Here is a 15,950-nt window from a genome sequence, read left to right as displayed (position 1 = left end):
AGGCCGCTCCCACAGCGACCGAACAAGGTTTTGCAGTAGTTCATAACAACAAGAACAACCTCACGCCCTACATCCCAAGGAGGCAACATGGCCACCTATCTCGCCAGTGCCGAAGATTCCGGCACCGACACCGCCCACAGCGTCCCTCGGCGCTATGCCTGGGTGGTCTTCGCCCTGACCTTTGGCCTGTTGATCTCCGACTACATGTCGCGCCAGGTGCTCAATGCGGTTTTCCCGCTGCTCAAGGGCGAATGGGCATTGAGCGACAGCCAGCTCGGCCTGCTCAGCGGTATCGTCGCGCTGATGGTCGGCCTGCTGACCTTCCCGCTGTCGCTGCTGGCCGACCGCTTCGGCCGGGTGCGCAGCCTGGTGCTGATGGCAGTACTGTGGAGCCTGGCCACCCTCGGCTGCGCCCTGGCGGAAAACTACCCGCAAATGTTCGTCGCGCGGTTTCTGGTAGGGGTGGGCGAGGCTGCCTACGGCAGTGTCGGCATCGCCGTGGTGGTCGCCGTGTTCCCCCGCGATATGCGCTCGACCCTGGCCGGCGCGTTCATGGCCGGTGGCATGTTCGGCTCGGTGCTGGGCATGGCCCTGGGCGGAGTACTGGCCCAGCACCTGGGCTGGCGCTGGGCATTTGCCGGCATGGCGCTGTTCGGCCTGGTGCTGGCGATGCTGTACCCGATTATCGTCAAGGAGGCGCGTATTGCGCCTCGATGCGCGCAGCAGTCGCAAGGCAAGGCCAGCCGCCCGCTGCGCACCCTGTACAGCAGCCGTTCGGTCATAGCGGCCTACGTCGGCAGCGGGCTGCAGCTGTTCGTCGGCGGCACCGTGATCGTGTGGATGCCAAGCTACCTGAACCGCTATTACGCCATGGGCACCGACCGCGCCGGGGCGATTGCCGCAGTCATCGTGCTGTGCAGCGGCATCGGCATGATCCTCTGCGCCATGCTCTGCGACCGCCTCGGGCGGCAGCGCCCGGACCGCAAGATCAGCCTTGCCATCGCTTACTGCCTGGGTAGTTGCGCGCTGTTGTCCATCGCCTTCGCACTGCCGGCCGGCACCGCCCAACTGGTACTCATCTGCCTGGGCATGATGATCGCCGCCGGCACCAACGGCCCGTCCAGCGCCATGGTCGCCAACCTCACCCACGCCTCGGTGCACGGCACCGCGTTTGCCACCCTGACCCTGGCCAACAACCTGTTGGGCCTGGCGACCGGGCCGCTGATCACCGGGCGCGTTTCCGACCTGATCGGCTTGCATGCCGCCTTCCAGCTGGTACCGCTGATGAGCATCGGCGCGGCGGCAGTGTTTTTCCTTGCCAAACGTCATTACCACCGCGACATGGAGCGTCTGCATGCACCGGCAGGCGACGCTGCCGCACCCCGGGAGTTGAAACCGTGAAACAGCTGTTGTCCGTCGAAGTGTTCTTCGATTTCGTCTGCCCCTGGTGCCTGATTGGCCAGCGACACCTGCAGGCCGCGCTCTTGCACTTGCAGCGTGAACAACCGCAAGTGCAGGTACAACTGCAATGGCGAGGTGTGCAGTTGTTGCCGGGCTTGCCAGCCAGTGGCGTGCCGTTCCATGCCTTCTATCTGCAACGCCTGGGCAGCGAGGAAGCGGTAAGTGAGCGCCAGGCCCAGGTGCGCGCCGCTGCCCGCGTGGTGGGCGAGGACATCGACTTCTCGCGTATTCGCCGCATGCCCAACACCGGCAATGCCCATCGGCTGCTGCAACGTGCTGCTCAGTTGCTCGAAGCAGGGCAACTGGAAGCCTTGCTGGCACAGCTGTTCATCGCCTATTTCCACCAGGGGCGCGACCTGGGGGATAGCCGCACCTTGCTCGACATCGCGCAGTGCTGCGGGCTGGAAGCCGCGCAGGTTGTCGACTGCCTGCGTGACGACGGCAGCCCGTTCCTCGATGGGGCAGGGCGCGCCGGCAGTGCAGTGCCTCGTTTTCGTTTCAATCAAGGGCCGCTCATTGCAGGTGCGCAGCCTGCCGAGGTGCTGTATGCGGCCATGACCGAAGCGCTGCAAGAGGTTGAGAGGGCATGACCCGGCGCATTGCATTGGCCCTCCATCAGGTGCCGGAGCGTGACGGCCGTGTGCTGTTAGCCTGCGAAGGGCGCAGCGTGGCGCTGTTCAACGTTGCCGACTCGCTCTATGCCATTGACGACAGCTGCCCGCACCAGGGCGCGTCGTTGTGTGGCGGCCGGCTGGAAGGCCGTGTCATCCAGTGCTGCGCGCACGGCCTGCGCTTTGACCTGGCCAGCGGCTACCTGGTCAATTCCAAGGCCTTGAAGGTTGCCAGCTACCCGGTCGAGCAGCAGGGCGGGCAGGTTTACATCGTGTTTGACTGTGAGGAAGCGGGGCAATGAATACACTGGCACTTGGCGCTACCCATCAGCGTATCCGCACCCTCGCCCCGGGGGTGGTGGTCAGCCTCATCGTCGGTGCGGCCGCCAGTTTCCTCAGTGAGCATTACGCAGCGCCGGTCATGCTGTTTGCCTTGTTATTGGGGATGGCGCTGAACTTTCTCGCGGTCGACGGCCCCTGCAAAGCCGGTATCGAGTTTACCGCCCGCACGGTACTGCGCCTGGGCGTGGCGTTGCTTGGCATGCGCATCACCCTGGACCAGATCGCCAGCCTGGGCTGGAAGCCCGTGGCCCTGGTCGTGACCCTGGTGGTGGTGACCATCCTGGTTTCGGTGGTGGTGGCCAAGGCGCTGGGGTTTTCACGGCTGTTCGGCATGCTCACCGGCGGTGCCACGGCCATTTGCGGTGCCTCGGCGGCGCTGGCGCTGGCAGCTGCCTTGCCCCAGCACCCGCGCAAGGAGCATGCAACGCTGTTCACCGTGATCGGCGTGTCGGCGCTGTCGACTTTGGCGATGATCCTCTACCCGATGATTGCCCAGTGGCTGCACCTGTCCCCAGCCCAGGCTGGGGTGTTCCTCGGTGCGACCATCCACGACGTGGCGCAGGTGGTGGGCGCGGGCTACAGCATGTCTACCGAGACCGGCGACATCGCCACCGTGGTCAAGCTGATGCGGGTGGCCATGCTGTTGCCGGTCATTGTCTGCGCGGCCATGATCACCCGGCGCCAGGGCCTCGAAGCAGGCGGGCAGCGGCCGCCCTTGTTGCCTTGGTTCGCGGTCGGCTTCCTGCTGCTGGCGTGCGTCAACAGCACAGGCTGGGTACCCGCCGCGGTGCAGGGCGGTATCAACGAGCTGTCGCGCGGCTGCCTAGTGGTGGCGATCAGTGCCCTGGGCATGAAAACCCAACTCAAGGCGCTGGCCTCGGTCGGGGTGAAACCCATTGCGCTGATGGTGGGGGAGAGCGTGTTTCTTGTGCTTTTGGTGCTGGCGTTGATGCACTGGGGCCTTTAGAAAGTGACCGTGGGTGACAACACTCCGCGGCGCCTGCTTCGCGGGCATGCCCGCTCCCACAGGGCTCGCGCATGGCTTGAGGTCAATACGGTCGAGGTGGGAGCTGGCTTGCCGGCGATGGGCTGCATGGCAGGCCCAATGGGTCAGCCCGCTGTGCCCGCCAACTGGCAGGCGGCATGCCGAACTGGGCGATAAACCAGCGGGTGAACGAGCTGGGCATCGAATAACCCAGCATGTCGGCGATACGCCCCAGCGAATAGCCGGGGTTTTCCAGGTAGCGCATCACCAGGTCACGGCGCACGCTGTTGATCAGGTCCTTGAAGGTCAACCCGCTTTCTTCCAGGCGCCGCTGCAGGGTGCGCACGTTCATGCCCTGGGTCTGTGCCACCTGTTCGATGGTGGCGCGGCCCATGGGCAGCAGCAGGTAGATGGTCTTGCGCAACTCCAGCTCCAGGGACGGCGAGCCGCCCGCCGGCAGGCTGTCCAGATAGCGCTGCGCCAGGCGCGCCATGGCCTCGTTGGCCTGCGGGCTGGCGCTGTCGAGGTCGGCGGCCGGGCAGACAATACCGTTGAACTCGCTGCCGAACACCAGCGTGCAGCCAAAAATGCGCCGGTGGGTGGCCAGGTCGGCGGGAGGCGCGTGGGTGAAGTTGGCGCTGATCGGGTGCCAATGCGCACCTAGCAGCGCCGCGCACAGGCGCATCATCACGCCGATCGCCAGCTCGGTGGCCTGGCGGCTGCAGGGCGCGCGTTCGTTGATCACCTCCTCACGGATGACCACGGTCTTGCCGGCTTCCTCGATATGAATGGCCAGGGCGTCATTGAGCAGGTGACGGTACTGCACGATCACCTGCAGTGCATCACGCAGGGTGCGTTGGTGGCTGAGCAACAGGCTTATTTCGCCGAAGTCCGACAGTTGCCGCAACTCGGCCATGCGCAGGCCGAAGCTTTCGCAGCGGGTGGCGCTGGCGGAGGCTTCCAGCAAAGCGATGACGCTGGCAACCGGAATACGCCGATTGGGGTCTTCGAGCAACGCGGCGCTGAGGCCAACCTGTGCCAACAGCGCATGGGGATTGAGGCCCAGGTGGCGGGACACCTCAAGGTAATTGGTCAAGCTGGCGGCACGGACTAGGGCAGGCATCTTTGGTTGTTTTCCATGCGGTTTTTTGTTTTTGGGTATGCCGACATGCGTTTTGTGTTTTATAGCCTGCGTGTCATGAATTGAAAAGCAAAGCCCTGTCTTGGCCATTGTCATCAAATGAAAAGCCCCTGACGCCCAATGTGAAGCACCCGGTGGGTGGGCTGTTTACTGTGAACCTCAAGAGCTACACCGCACACGAGGTTCACCGTGGAAAAACTGCAAACCACTGCCACCGTGCTGATCGTCCCCGGCCTGCGCGACCATGTTGCCGAACACTGGCAGACCCTGCTCGCAGGCCGCCTGGCCAAGGTGCGCAGCGTGCCGCCACTGCAGGTCGACGGCCTGAGCTGCACAGCCCGGGTCGAGGCGATCCAGCGCGAACTGGACCAGATCGATGGTGAGGTGATCCTGGTGGCGCACAGCGCTGGCGTACTGATGGTCGCCCACTGGGCGGCGCGCTACCGGCGGCCGATCAAGGGTGCATTGTTGGCGGCGCCGCCCGACCTGAACGCGCCATGGCCGGCCCACTACCCAAGCCCGGCCAGCCTGGCCGAGCACGGCTGGTCGCCATTGCCCCAGGCGCCGCTACCGTTCCCCAGCATTGTCGCGGCCAGCAGCAACGACCACCTGGCCAGCTTTGCCGCAGCCAGCGCCCTGGCCCATGGCTGGGGTAGCGAACTGGTCGCACTGGGGGCCGTCGGCCACCTCAACCCGGCCTCCGGCTTCGGCCCCTGGCCGCAGGCCGAGGCGTTCATCCAGCGACTGGACCAGCCCAACCTGCAATAGCGCATGGACGCCCCAGCCACGCTCGCAAAAGACGGGCGGCGAAAAAAACAATAACAATACGTGGAGCCATCGTAATGCCAGAACACCGCATTTACCGTGCTGTGAAACCACAGTGCTGCCTGCTTGCCTGCGCCATCGGCCTGCTCACGCTGCCCGCCGCCCAGGCGTTCGAAGTCGATACCGGTAATGAAAACTGGGCCGTGCGCTTCGACAACACCGTCAAGTACAACTACGGCGTGCGCACCGAAAGCGCCGACAAGCGCATGCTGGGCACGCCCAACAGCAACGACGGTGACTACAACTTCCGCAAGGCCGGCACCAACATCACCAACCGGGTCGACCTGCTGACCGAACTGGATGTGGTCTACCAGGGCAACACCGGGTTCCGCGTCAGCACCGCCAGCTGGTACGACAAGGCCTATGACAACACCGGCTCCAATAGCAACCCGTTCGTCAACGGCAACGGTGACCAGTCCGGCATCAACCCCAGCCTCAATGGCTTGCCTGGCACTGGTGTGCCGTTGGGCAGCCCGCGCCTGAGCAACTACGCCCAGCGTTACTACAGCGGCCCGTCCGGTGAAGTGCTGGATGCCTTCGTGTTCTTCAGCCGGGAAGTCGGCGAGGCCTCGCAGGTCAGCGCCAAGCTGGGCCAGCACAACCTGTTCTGGGGTGAAACCCTGCTCAACCCGGTGCACTCGTTGAGCTACGGCCAGTCGGGCCTCGACCTGGCCAAGCTGGCCGCCTCGCCGGGCACCGAGGCCAAGGAGCTGTTCGTGCCGCGCAACCAGCTGTCGACCTCGTTCCTGGTCAACTCTGAACTGACCCTGGGCGCCCAGTACTTCTTCGACTGGGACGCCGCCCGCCTGCCCGAAGCCGGTACCTATTATGGCGGCTCGGACGTGGTAGGCGAGGGCGCCCAAAGCTTCCTGCTCGGCCACACTGGTACCCCGGGGCTGATCCCGGTGCGCGGTGCGCTGACCACCATCCGCCGTGGCCATGACCTGAACCCAGGCAAGAGCGGCGACTGGGGCATCATGGCCAAGTGGTCGCCGGAGTGGCTGGGCGGCACTCTCGGTTTCTACTACCGCAAGACCTCCGAGATCCTCCCGCAGGCCTGGCTCGACGCGCGCGGCATGACCGTCGCCAACGGCCCGTTCGGCAACCCGCCGGGCAGCCGCCAAGGCGCAGTCGGCAACCTGTACAACTCGCTGCAAAGCACTACCTACCAGTTCGCCTACTCCGACGACATCGACATCTATGGCCTGAGCCTGTCCAAGGATGTGGGCGGCATCAGTGTCGGCAGCGACCTGAACATCCGCCACAACATGCCGCTGGCGAGCATCCCGGCAATCGTCAGCGCCCCCGGCCAGGGTGGCCTGGGCGGCGGCTTCGGCCTGCTGCCGGCACGCCTGCCCAGCAGCGGGGTGATCTACGACGTGCCCAAGGATGGCGACGGCCTGAGCGCCACCGGCGACACCTTGCACTGGACCTTGAACGGCCTGATGACCATTGGCGATACGCCGCTGTTCGATTCGGCAACCCTGCTTGGCGAGCTGTTCTACAGCAACCTGCTCAAGCTCGATAGCCACAACGAGGCCTTGTACAAGGGCAAGAGCAGCTACCGCGGCATCGACAAGGCCACCCGCGACAACTGGGGCATCGCGGTCAACTTCACCCCTACCTGGTACCAGGTGCTGCCGGGCATGGACCTGAGCATGCCGCTGTCGGTCAACGTCGGCCTCGACGGCGTGTCGCCGGTGCAGGGCGGTGGCGCCGAGAACACCGGCAACTATGCGGTGGGCGTGAGCGCCGCGATCTACAACCAGTACTTCATCGACCTCAAGTACGTCGACAGTTTCGGTGAGACCAAGGCCTGCAAGGACGGCCAGACCGACGGCAGCACCCCCAACGCCCTGGACGGCGAACAGGATTACACCTGCTACGGCGGCGGCTACGCCTCCTTCTCCGGCGGTGGTGCCACCACCGAGGACCGTGGCGCCCTGTACCTGACCGTCAAGACGACCTTCTGAGTCATGTTTCCTACAGCCTACACAGGAAGACAACCATCATGAATTTCGTACGTACCCTGCTGGCCTCGTGCCTGTCGCTGGCCGCCCTGAATGCTGCCCAGGCCGCCGTTTCCACTGACCAGGCCGCGCGCCTGGGCACCAGCCTGACCGCCATCGGCGCGGAAAAGGCCGGCAATGCCGATGGCTCCATCCCGGCCTACCAGGGCGGCCTGCTGACGCCGCCAGCCAGCTACCAGAGCGGCGCCAGCATGCGTCCCGACCCGTTCGCCAGCGACAAGCCGCTGCTGGTCATCGATGGCAAGAACGCCGAGCAGTACAAGGGCCAGCTGACTGCCACCACCCTGGAACTGCTCAAGCGCTACCCCAGCTACCGCGTCGATGTATACCCGACCCACCGTAGCGTGGCGCTGCCGCAAGCGGTACTGGACAACACCCGCAAGAACGCCACTGCCGCCAACAGCAAGAAGGGCGGTACGGCGGTGGACAACGTGCTGCCGGGTATCCCGTTCCCCATTCCGCAGAACGGCGCCGAGGCCATGTGGAACTTCCTGCTGCGCTATCAGGGCGTGAGCATGGCTGCCAAGTACGACTCGTGGAACGTCGACGCTGCCGGCAAGCCATCGCTGTCGACCACCGGCCAGGCCAATATCAGCTACCCGATCTACGAGGACATGACGAAGCCGATCGGTGCCAAGGACACTTACTACCAGATGAAACTGGTGTACACCGGGCCCGCACGCCGTGCAGGCGAAGCGATGATGCTGCGCGATGCCGCCAACCCGCTGGTGCAGCCACGCAGTGCCTGGCAGTACCTGCCGGGCCAGCGCCGGGTCAAGCTGGCACCGAACCTCGCCTACGACACGCCCAACCCGGGCACTTCGGGTTCGGGTACCTACGATGACGTGTTCGTCTTCAACGGTGCGCTGGACCGCTACGACTGGACCCTGGTCGGCAAGCAGGAAATGTACGTGCCGTACAACACCTACCAGCTGACCTACAACACCGACGTCAAGCAGGTGATCACCCCCAATCACCTGGCGCCACAGTTCGTGCGTTGGGAGAAGCACCGGGTGTGGGTGGTGGAAGGCAAGCTCAAGGACGGTGCGCGCCATATCTACCACAAGCGCCGCTTCTACCTCGACGAAGACAGCTGGATCGCCCTGGCCTCGGACCAGTACGACGCCCGTGGCCAGCTGTACCGCGGCTCGTTCGCCTTCCTCACCCAGAGCTATGACAAGCAGACCCCGGACGCCACGCCGTTCATGATCTACGACCTGATCGGCGGCACCTATAACCTCAATGGCGTGGTCGGTGCCTACGGCGGCATCCGCTATATCGACCCACTGTCGAAAACCCAGTGGTCGCCCGAGTCGCTGGCCGGCAACGGCATTCGCTGAACGCACGGAGCAGAGGTGGCAATGTCTGTCTTCAAACGATGCAGCGTGGTGGTTCTGGCTTTGGCCGCGCTGCAGGGCGCGGCCCAGGCTGCGCCCTTCACCGATGTGCTGGACCTGCCCGCCAGGCCCAGCGCCCTGGTCGCCAGCAGCGCCTTGCGCGATGTCACCCTGGCCGGCCAGCGCCTGGTCGCGGTGGGCCCGCGAGGGCACATCCTGTACTCCGACGATCACGGCGCGCACTGGCAGCAGGCCCAGGTGCCGGTCAGCGCCGACCTGAATGCTGTGAGCTTCGCCACGCCCGAACTGGGCTGGGCGGTTGGCCACGATGGCGTGGTGCTGCACAGCCGCGATGGCGGCGTGCACTGGCAAAAGCAGCTGGATGGCCGGGCACTGGCCGAACAACTGCCGGGCACGGGTAGCGACAATGCCTTGCTCGACGTGTGGTTCAGCGATGCCCGCAATGGCTATGCGGTCGGCGTGTTCAACCTGCTGTTGCGCACCGTTGATGGCGGCGAGCACTGGCAGCCTTGGCTCGACCACAGCGATAACCCGCAAGGCCTGCACCTGACCAGCTTGGCCGCGGTAGGTGACGAGCTGTACATCACCGGCGAGCAAGGCCTGCTGCTGAAGCAGGACGGTGAGCGCTTCAGCCGTGTCGAGACACCCTACGCCGGCACACTGTTCGGTGCTGTCGGCAAGCCTGGCGTACTGGTGGTCTACGGCCTGCGTGGGCATGCCTACCGCAGCACCGATGGCGGCCGGCAGTGGCAACCGGTCAGCACGGGTGTGAACACCAGCCTCACCGCCGCCGGTGTCGACCGTGACGGCCAGCTATGGCTGGCCAGCCAGGCCGGCGACCTGCTGCTCAGCCGGGATGATGGCGCCAGCTTCAGCCCGGTGCCGCAAAGCGCCCGTGGCCCGGTGACCGCGCTCGCCACCGATACCGGCAACGGCCTGGTACTGGTCGGCGAGCGGGGCGTGCGCAACCAGCCCGGTAACCCCACGCTGCACCCATAACAAGAGAAGACCCTGATGGCCGCTACCCGCCAAGACACCCTGCCGGTAATCCGCAACCTCGACGATTTCGACCCACGCTCGGGCAATTGCCTGGAGCGCCTGGTGTTCAACCATCGCCTGCCGTTCCTGCTGTGCATGCTATTGGCGACCCTGGTGCTGGGCTACATGGCGCTGACCCGCCTGGAGCTGCGCCCCAGTTTCGACAAGATGCTGCCGCAGAGCCACCCCTACATCCAGAACTACCTGGAAAACCGCCCATCACTGCGTGGCCTGGGCAACGCAGTGCGGGTGGTGGTGGAGAACACCCAGGGCGACATCTTCGACCCGGGCTACCTGCAGACCCTGCGCCACATCAACGACGAGCTGTTCCTCAGCCAGGGCGTGGACCGAGCCTGGGTTAAGTCGCTGTGGAGCCCGGCGGTGCGCTGGACCGAGGTGACCGAGGAGGGCTTCCAGGGTGGCCCGGTAATGCCCGACGGCTACCAGGGCGCTGCGGGTGACATCGAGCAACTGCGGCAGAACATCGAGCGCGCCAACATCGTCGGCAGCCTGGTGGCGCGCGACTTCAAGTCGAGCATGCTGGTCGTGCCGCTGCTCGACCAGGATTCGGCTACCGGCAAAGGCCTCGACTACCACGCCTTCTCGCAGAAGCTCGAACAGCTGCGCAGCCAGTACCAGGCCAGCGGCCAGTACCGCATCCATGTGATCGGCTTCGCCAAACTGATGGGCGACCTGATCGACGGGCTGATCCAGGTGATGGCGTTCTTCGCCCTGGCGGTGCTGACCAGCCTGCTGATCATCTACTGCTACACCCGTTGCGTGCGCAGCACCCTGCTGGTGGTGCTGTGTTCGCTGACCGCGGTGGTGTGGCAGCTGGGCATCGTCGCCTGGCTGGGCTACGCCATCGACCCGTATTCGATCCTGGTGCCATTCCTGATCTTTGCCATCGGCGTATCCCACGCGGCGCAGAAGATGAACGGCATCCTTCAGGACATCGGCCGTGGCACCCACCGCCAGGTGGCAGCGCGCTATACCTTCCGCCGCCTGTTCGTGGCCGGGGTGACTGCGTTGCTGGCGGATGCGGTGGGCTTTGCCGTGCTGATGCTGATCGACATCCCGGTGATCCAGGACCTGGCCATCACCGCCAGCATCGGCGTGGCGGTGCTGATCTTCACCTCGCTGCTGCTGATGCCGGTGGCGCTGTCTTATGTTGGTGTTGGCCACAAGGCTGCCGAGCGGGCCCTGCATATCGACGCCCGCGCAGCCCAGCACCGAGGTTTCGGCCGGCTGTGGGACCTGCTCGACCGCTTCACCGAACGCAAATGGGCCAGCGTCGCACTGCTGGTGGCGCTGGCCCTGGGCGCCCTTGGCATCTGGGGCAGCCTGCAACTGAAAATCGGCGACCTCGACAGCGGTGCCCCCGAACTGCGCGCCGACTCCCGCTACAACCTCGACAACGCCTACATCACCCAGCACTACGCGCTGTCCAGCGACACCTTCGCGGTCATGGTCAAGACCGCGCCGGAAGGCTGCCTGCAATACCAGACGCTGGTGCTTGCCGACCGCCTGGCCTGGGAGCTGCAGCAATTGCCGGGTGTGCAGACCACCGTGTCGCTGGCCAATGCCGTGCGCCAGATCACCGCCGGCACCTATGAAGGCAACCCGCGCCTGAACAGCCTGCAGCGCAACCAGGACGTGCTCAACTACGCCGCCCAGCAGGCCTCGGTCAACGCCCCCGAGCTGTTCAACAACGACTGCTCGCTGATGCCGGTAATCGCCTACCTCAAGGACCACCGCGCCGACACCTTGGCCCAGGTGGCCGCCGTGGCCGAGCGTTTTGCCCAGGCCAACAGCAGCGCCGAACAGCAGTTCCTGCTGGCCGCCGGCAGCGCCGGCATCGAGGCCGCCACCAACGTGGTGGTCCGCGAGGCCAACCACCGCATGCTGTTGCTGGTGTACCTGGCGGTCACGCTGTTCTGCCTGTTCACCTTCCGTAGCTGGCGCGCCACGCTGGTGGCGATCCTGCCGCTGATGCTCACCTCGGTGCTGTGCGAAGCGCTGATGGTAGCCATGGGCATTGGCGTCAAGGTCGCCACCTTGCCGGTGATCGCCCTGGGCGTAGGTATTGGCGTGGACTACGCGCTGTACCTGCTCAGCGTGCAACTGCACTACCAGCGCGCCGGGTTGAGCCTGGCCCAGGCCTACCAGAAAGCCGTGGCCTTCACCGGCCGGGTGGTCGGGCTGGTCGGCATTACCCTGGCGGCCGGTGTGGTCGGCTGGGCCTGGTCGCCGATCAAGTTCCAGGCCGACATGGGCCTGCTGCTGACCTTCATGTTCCTGTGGAACATGCTCGGTGCGCTGGTGTTGATCCCCGCCTTGTCGCATTTCCTCCTGCGTGGCCAGGCCGCCCCGGCGCCTGCCGAGGCCCCGGCCACGTCGCTTCCGCAAACCCAAGAAACCGAGTGTTCGCCTCATGTCTGATTACCTTCCGCCACTGCGCGACATGGATTTTCTGTTCAACGAAGTGTTCGACATCCCGGCCTGGTGGGCGCAAACGCCCGCGCTGGCCGAGCAGGTCGATGGCGACACAGCCCGGGCCGTGCTCGAACAGGCCGGCCGGCTGATTGCCGAGGTGGTGGCGCCGCTCAACCGCAGTGGCGACGAGCAGGGCTGCCGCTGGGAGGCCGGCCAGGTATACACCCCCGATGGCTTCGCCGACGCCTACCGGGCATTTGCCGCGGATGGCTGGGTGGGTGTGGCCGGTGCCCCGGAATATGGGGGCATGGGCATGCCGAAAGTGATCGGTGCCCAGCTCGAAGAAATGCTCAATGCCGCCAACCTGTCGTTCGGCCTGTACCCGATGCTCACGGCCGGAGCCTGCCTGGCGCTGCTCAACCATGCCAGCGAGCCGTTGAAGGCGCTGTACCTGCCGCCCATGTACCAAGGGCGCTGGACCGGTTCGATGTGCCTGACCGAGCCGCACGCTGGCACCGACCTGGGCCTGATTCGCACCCGCGCCGAGCCGGTTGCCGATGGCCGCTACCGCATCAGCGGGACCAAGATCTTCATCACTGGCGGTGAGCAGGACCTGACCGAGAACATCATCCACCTGGTGCTGGCGCGGCTGCCGGATGCGCCCGCCGGGCCCAAGGGCATATCGCTGTTCCTGGTGCCCAAGGTGCTGGTTGACGCCGACGGCGTGCTGGACGACGCCAATGCGGTGAGCTGCGGGTCGATCGAGCACAAGATGGGCATCAAGGCCTCGGCCACCTGCGTGATGAACTTCGACGGTGCAATCGGCTACCTGGTCGGCGAGCCGAACAAGGGCCTCAACGCGATGTTCACCATGATGAATTACGAGCGCCTTGGCGTAGGTATCCAGGGCCTGGCCCTGGGCGAACGCTCCTACCAGGGCGCCATTGCCTATGCCCGTGATCGCCAGCAGGGCCGTGCGCCGACGGGGGCCGAAGCGCCGGGGCAAGCCGCTGACCCGATCGTCGTCCACCCGGATGTGCGGCGCATGTTGCTGACCATGAAAGCGCTGAACGAAGGCGGGCGGGCCTTCTCTACCTATGTGGCACTGCAGCTGGACCTGGCCAAATACAGCGAGGCCCCGGTCGCACGCGCCCAGGCCGAGGCCAAGGTGGCATTGCTCACGCCAGTGGCCAAGGCCTTCCTAACCGACATGGGGCTGGAAACCACCGTGCACGGCCAGCAGGTGCTGGGCGGTCATGGCTATATCCGCGAATGGGGCCAGGAGCAGTTGATCCGCGACTGCCGCATTACCCAGATCTACGACGGCACCAATGGCATCCAGGCCCTCGACCTGGTGGGGCGTAAACTGTTTGTCGATGGCGGCCAGGCCTATCGCGGCGTGTCCGATGAAATTACTGCCTTTGTCGAGACGCTGCCCGCGGCGTGCGCCGAGTTCGGCGCGCCGCTGCTGGCTGCCGTGCGCAACCTCGACGAGCTGACCGCCTGGTTGCTCGATCGGGCCCAGGGCAACCCGCGTGAGCTGGGCGCGGCGGCGGTGGAGTACCTGCAGGTGTTTGGCTACACCTTCTACGCCTACCTGTGGGCACGCATGGCCGTGGTTTGCCAGTGTCATGCGGCTCCCGAGCCGTTCCACCTGAGCAAGCTGGGCACCGCGCGTTTCTACTTTGCCCGCCTGCTGCCACGCATTCATTCGCTGAGCGCCAGCGTCAGGGCCGGTAGCGACAGCCTGTACCTGCTCGAGGCCGGGCAACTGTGAAGGCCGCCGACATGATCACCACTCGCATCATGCCTGCGGCCGAGCAGGCCTACGCCTATCCGCTGCTGATCAAGCGCCTGCTGCTGTCGGGCGTGCGCTACCAGCCCAACCAGGAAATCGTCTACGCCGACAAGCTGCGCTACACCTACACCACGCTGCTCGAACGCATTCAGCGGCTGGCCAATGTGCTGACCGCCGCCGGGGTCAAGCCTGGCGACACCGTGGCCTTGCTCGACTGGGACAGCCATCGGGCCCTTGAATGCTTCTTCGCCGTACCGATGCTGGGTGCGGTGCTGCACACGGTAAACGTACGGCTGTCCACCGAGCAGGTGCGCTACACCATGAACCATGCCGAGGACCGCCTGGTACTGGTGCATGACGACTTCCTGCCGTTGATGGCGCAACTGCGCGATGACTTGCCGACGGTCGAGGGTTTCATTCGCCTCGGCGAAGGCGGCCCGGCAACGCAAGATGTGCCGTTGCTGGGTGAGTACGAAGCGCTGCTGGCGGCTGCCGAGCCACAGTTCGACTTCGCCGATTTCGACGAGCACTCACTGGCCACGCTGTTCTACACCAGCGGTACCACCGGCAACCCCAAGGGCGTGTACTTCAGCCACCGGCAACTGGTGCTGCATACCCTGGTCGAGCAGGGCACCCTGGCTGCCTGCGGCGAGGTGCCGCTGCTGCGCAGCGGCGACGTGTACATGCCCATTACGCCGATGTTCCATGTGCATGCCTGGGGCGTGCCCTATGTGGCCACGGCACTGGGCATCAAGCAGGTCTACCCGGGGCGCTACGAGCCCAACCGCCTGGTGCGCCTGTACCGCGACGAGGGCGTGACGTTCTCTCATTGCGTGCCCACGGTGCTGCAGATGATGCTCGACAGCGAGGAAGGGCGCCGCGCCGACCTGAGCGGTTGGAAGATGCTGCTGGGCGGCAGCGCCCTGACCCTGGGCCTGGCGCAGCGTGCCAGCGAGCGCGGCATCAGCGTGCATTGTGGCTACGGCATGTCGGAAAGCTGCCCGCTGCTCAGCATCACCCACCTGAGCGCCGAGCTGCTGGCACTGCCCATGGCGCAACAACTGCCGCTGCGTATCGATGCTGGCGTGCCGATCGCCCTGGTGGACCTGCGCATCGTCGACGCTGAAGGCATTGATGTGCCCCGCGACGGCGAGAGCCTGGGTGAAATCGTGGTGCGTGCACCGTGGCTGACCCAGGGCTATCTGCACGAACCGGAGCAGGGTGCCGCGTTGTGGCTGGGGGGCTGGATGCATACTGGCGACCTGGCCTGCATCGACCCTGCGGGTGTGGTGCGCATTCGTGACCGGATCAAGGATGTGATCAAGACCGGAGGCGAGTGGGTCAGCTCGGTGGCGCTGGAAAACCTGATCAGCCAGCACCCGGCAGTCGCTTCGGTGGCAGTGATCGGCATCCCGGACCCGCAGTGGGGTGAGCAACCCTTGGCCTTGGTGGTCCGTTGTGACGGAATGCAGTTCGACCAGGCGGCATTGGCAGGGCATCTGCAGCCGTTTGTCGACAGCGGGCACCTGAACAAATGGGCGATACCGCGGCAGTTGCGTTGCGTGGAGGAGATCCCCAAGACCAGCGTTGGCAAAATCGACAAGAAGCGGATCCGCCAGGCATTTCTCTGAATGCAGGCAGCGCCGGCTGATGGCACCGGCTACGCCGGTGTTCGCGGGCGCGCCCGCTCCTACAGGTATGGCGTATTCCTTCAGCTGATGGGGTCCCTGTGGGAGCGGGCATGCCCGCGAAGCAGGCGACGCGGTGGATGGCACCGGCTGCGCCGGTGTTCGCGGGTAAACCCGCTCCCACAGGTACAGCGTATTCCTTCAGCTGGTGGGGCCCCTGTGGGAGCGGGTTCACCCGCGAAGCAGGCGACGCGGTGGAGGGCACCGGCTACGCCGGTGTTCGCGGGCGCGCCCGCT

12 protein-coding genes are annotated in these 15,950 nt (G+C 65.4%); 11 read left to right on the top strand and 1 reads right to left on the bottom strand.

Annotated elements, in window-relative coordinates; translation table 11 throughout:
- The first annotated feature begins 87 nt into the window (after nucleotides 1–87).
- The 4 genes from MJ643_RS00060 to MJ643_RS00045 are packed head-to-tail and all read left to right on the top strand — an operon-like array spanning nucleotide 88 to nucleotide 3,381.
- Complete coding sequence (locus tag MJ643_RS00060) at nucleotides 88–1,401, top strand: MFS transporter (protein WP_024087050.1); 1,314 nt, start codon at nucleotides 88–90, stop codon at nucleotides 1,399–1,401.
- The gene (locus MJ643_RS00055; RefSeq protein WP_038409615.1) at nucleotides 1,398–2,051 is read left to right on the top strand and encodes a DsbA family oxidoreductase; all 654 of its coding nucleotides are present in this window, start codon (nucleotides 1,398–1,400) and stop codon (nucleotides 2,049–2,051) included. The genes MJ643_RS00060 and MJ643_RS00055 overlap by 4 nt, the downstream gene beginning before the upstream one ends.
- A complete protein-coding gene (locus MJ643_RS00050; protein ID WP_023660907.1) occupies nucleotides 2,048–2,374 on the top strand; it encodes a Rieske 2Fe-2S domain-containing protein in 327 nt (108 codons plus the stop codon). Before MJ643_RS00055 ends, MJ643_RS00050 begins: the two co-directional genes overlap by 4 nt.
- Nucleotides 2,371–3,381, top strand: a complete 1,011-nt coding sequence (locus MJ643_RS00045; RefSeq protein WP_038409616.1) for a putative sulfate exporter family transporter — start codon at nucleotides 2,371–2,373, stop codon at nucleotides 3,379–3,381. Before MJ643_RS00050 ends, MJ643_RS00045 begins: the two co-directional genes overlap by 4 nt.
- Nucleotides 3,382–3,463: 82 nt before the next feature.
- Here the strand turns inward: MJ643_RS00045 and MJ643_RS00040 are convergent, their stop codons facing one another.
- Entirely contained in the window at nucleotides 3,464–4,522 is a 1,059-nt protein-coding gene (locus MJ643_RS00040) for an AraC family transcriptional regulator (protein ID WP_038409617.1), read from the bottom strand.
- A gap of 207 nt (nucleotides 4,523–4,729) precedes the next feature.
- Here MJ643_RS00040 and MJ643_RS00035 point away from each other — a divergent pair, with 207 nt between their 5' ends.
- The 7 genes from MJ643_RS00035 to MJ643_RS00005 all read left to right on the top strand — a co-directional run bounded on the left by MJ643_RS00035 (nucleotide 4,730) and on the right by MJ643_RS00005 (nucleotide 15,656).
- Nucleotides 4,730–5,308 carry an alpha/beta hydrolase gene (locus tag MJ643_RS00035; protein WP_013972537.1) on the top strand — a complete coding sequence of 193 codons (579 nt, stop codon included), beginning with the start codon at nucleotides 4,730–4,732 and terminating at the stop codon, nucleotides 5,306–5,308.
- Nucleotides 5,309–5,382: 74 nt separating this feature from the next.
- Nucleotides 5,383–7,338, top strand: coding sequence for a DUF1302 domain-containing protein (locus MJ643_RS00030; protein WP_023663091.1), 1,956 nt, complete (start codon nucleotides 5,383–5,385; stop codon nucleotides 7,336–7,338).
- Nucleotides 7,339–7,376: 38 nt separating this feature from the next.
- Complete coding sequence (locus tag MJ643_RS00025; RefSeq protein ID WP_208209547.1) at nucleotides 7,377–8,735, top strand: DUF1329 domain-containing protein; 1,359 nt, start codon at nucleotides 7,377–7,379, stop codon at nucleotides 8,733–8,735.
- Nucleotides 8,736–8,756: 21 nt separating this feature from the next.
- Complete coding sequence (locus tag MJ643_RS00020) at nucleotides 8,757–9,752, top strand: YCF48-related protein (RefSeq protein ID WP_024087052.1); 996 nt, start codon at nucleotides 8,757–8,759, stop codon at nucleotides 9,750–9,752.
- A 15-nt stretch (nucleotides 9,753–9,767) separates the two neighbouring features.
- Nucleotides 9,768–12,233 carry an MMPL family transporter gene (locus MJ643_RS00015; protein WP_023663321.1) on the top strand — a complete coding sequence of 822 codons (2,466 nt, stop codon included), beginning with the start codon at nucleotides 9,768–9,770 and terminating at the stop codon, nucleotides 12,231–12,233.
- Nucleotides 12,226–14,004: an acyl-CoA dehydrogenase C-terminal domain-containing protein gene (locus MJ643_RS00010; protein WP_247726575.1), complete on the top strand. Its 1,779-nt coding sequence runs from the start codon at nucleotides 12,226–12,228 to the stop codon at nucleotides 14,002–14,004. Before MJ643_RS00015 ends, MJ643_RS00010 begins: the two co-directional genes overlap by 8 nt.
- Before the next feature lie 11 nt (nucleotides 14,005–14,015).
- The gene (locus tag MJ643_RS00005) at nucleotides 14,016–15,656 is read left to right on the top strand and encodes a fatty acid--CoA ligase (protein ID WP_024087054.1); all 1,641 of its coding nucleotides are present in this window, start codon (nucleotides 14,016–14,018) and stop codon (nucleotides 15,654–15,656) included.
- The last annotated feature ends 294 nt before the right edge of the window (nucleotides 15,657–15,950 follow it).

Source organism: Pseudomonas sp. PNPG3 (genome assembly GCF_023093815.1).
GTDB classification, from domain to species: domain Bacteria; phylum Pseudomonadota; class Gammaproteobacteria; order Pseudomonadales; family Pseudomonadaceae; genus Aquipseudomonas; species Aquipseudomonas asiatica.
The sequence above is the reverse complement of the archived record's forward strand: the minus strand, read 5'-3'. Positions and strand labels throughout refer to the sequence as shown.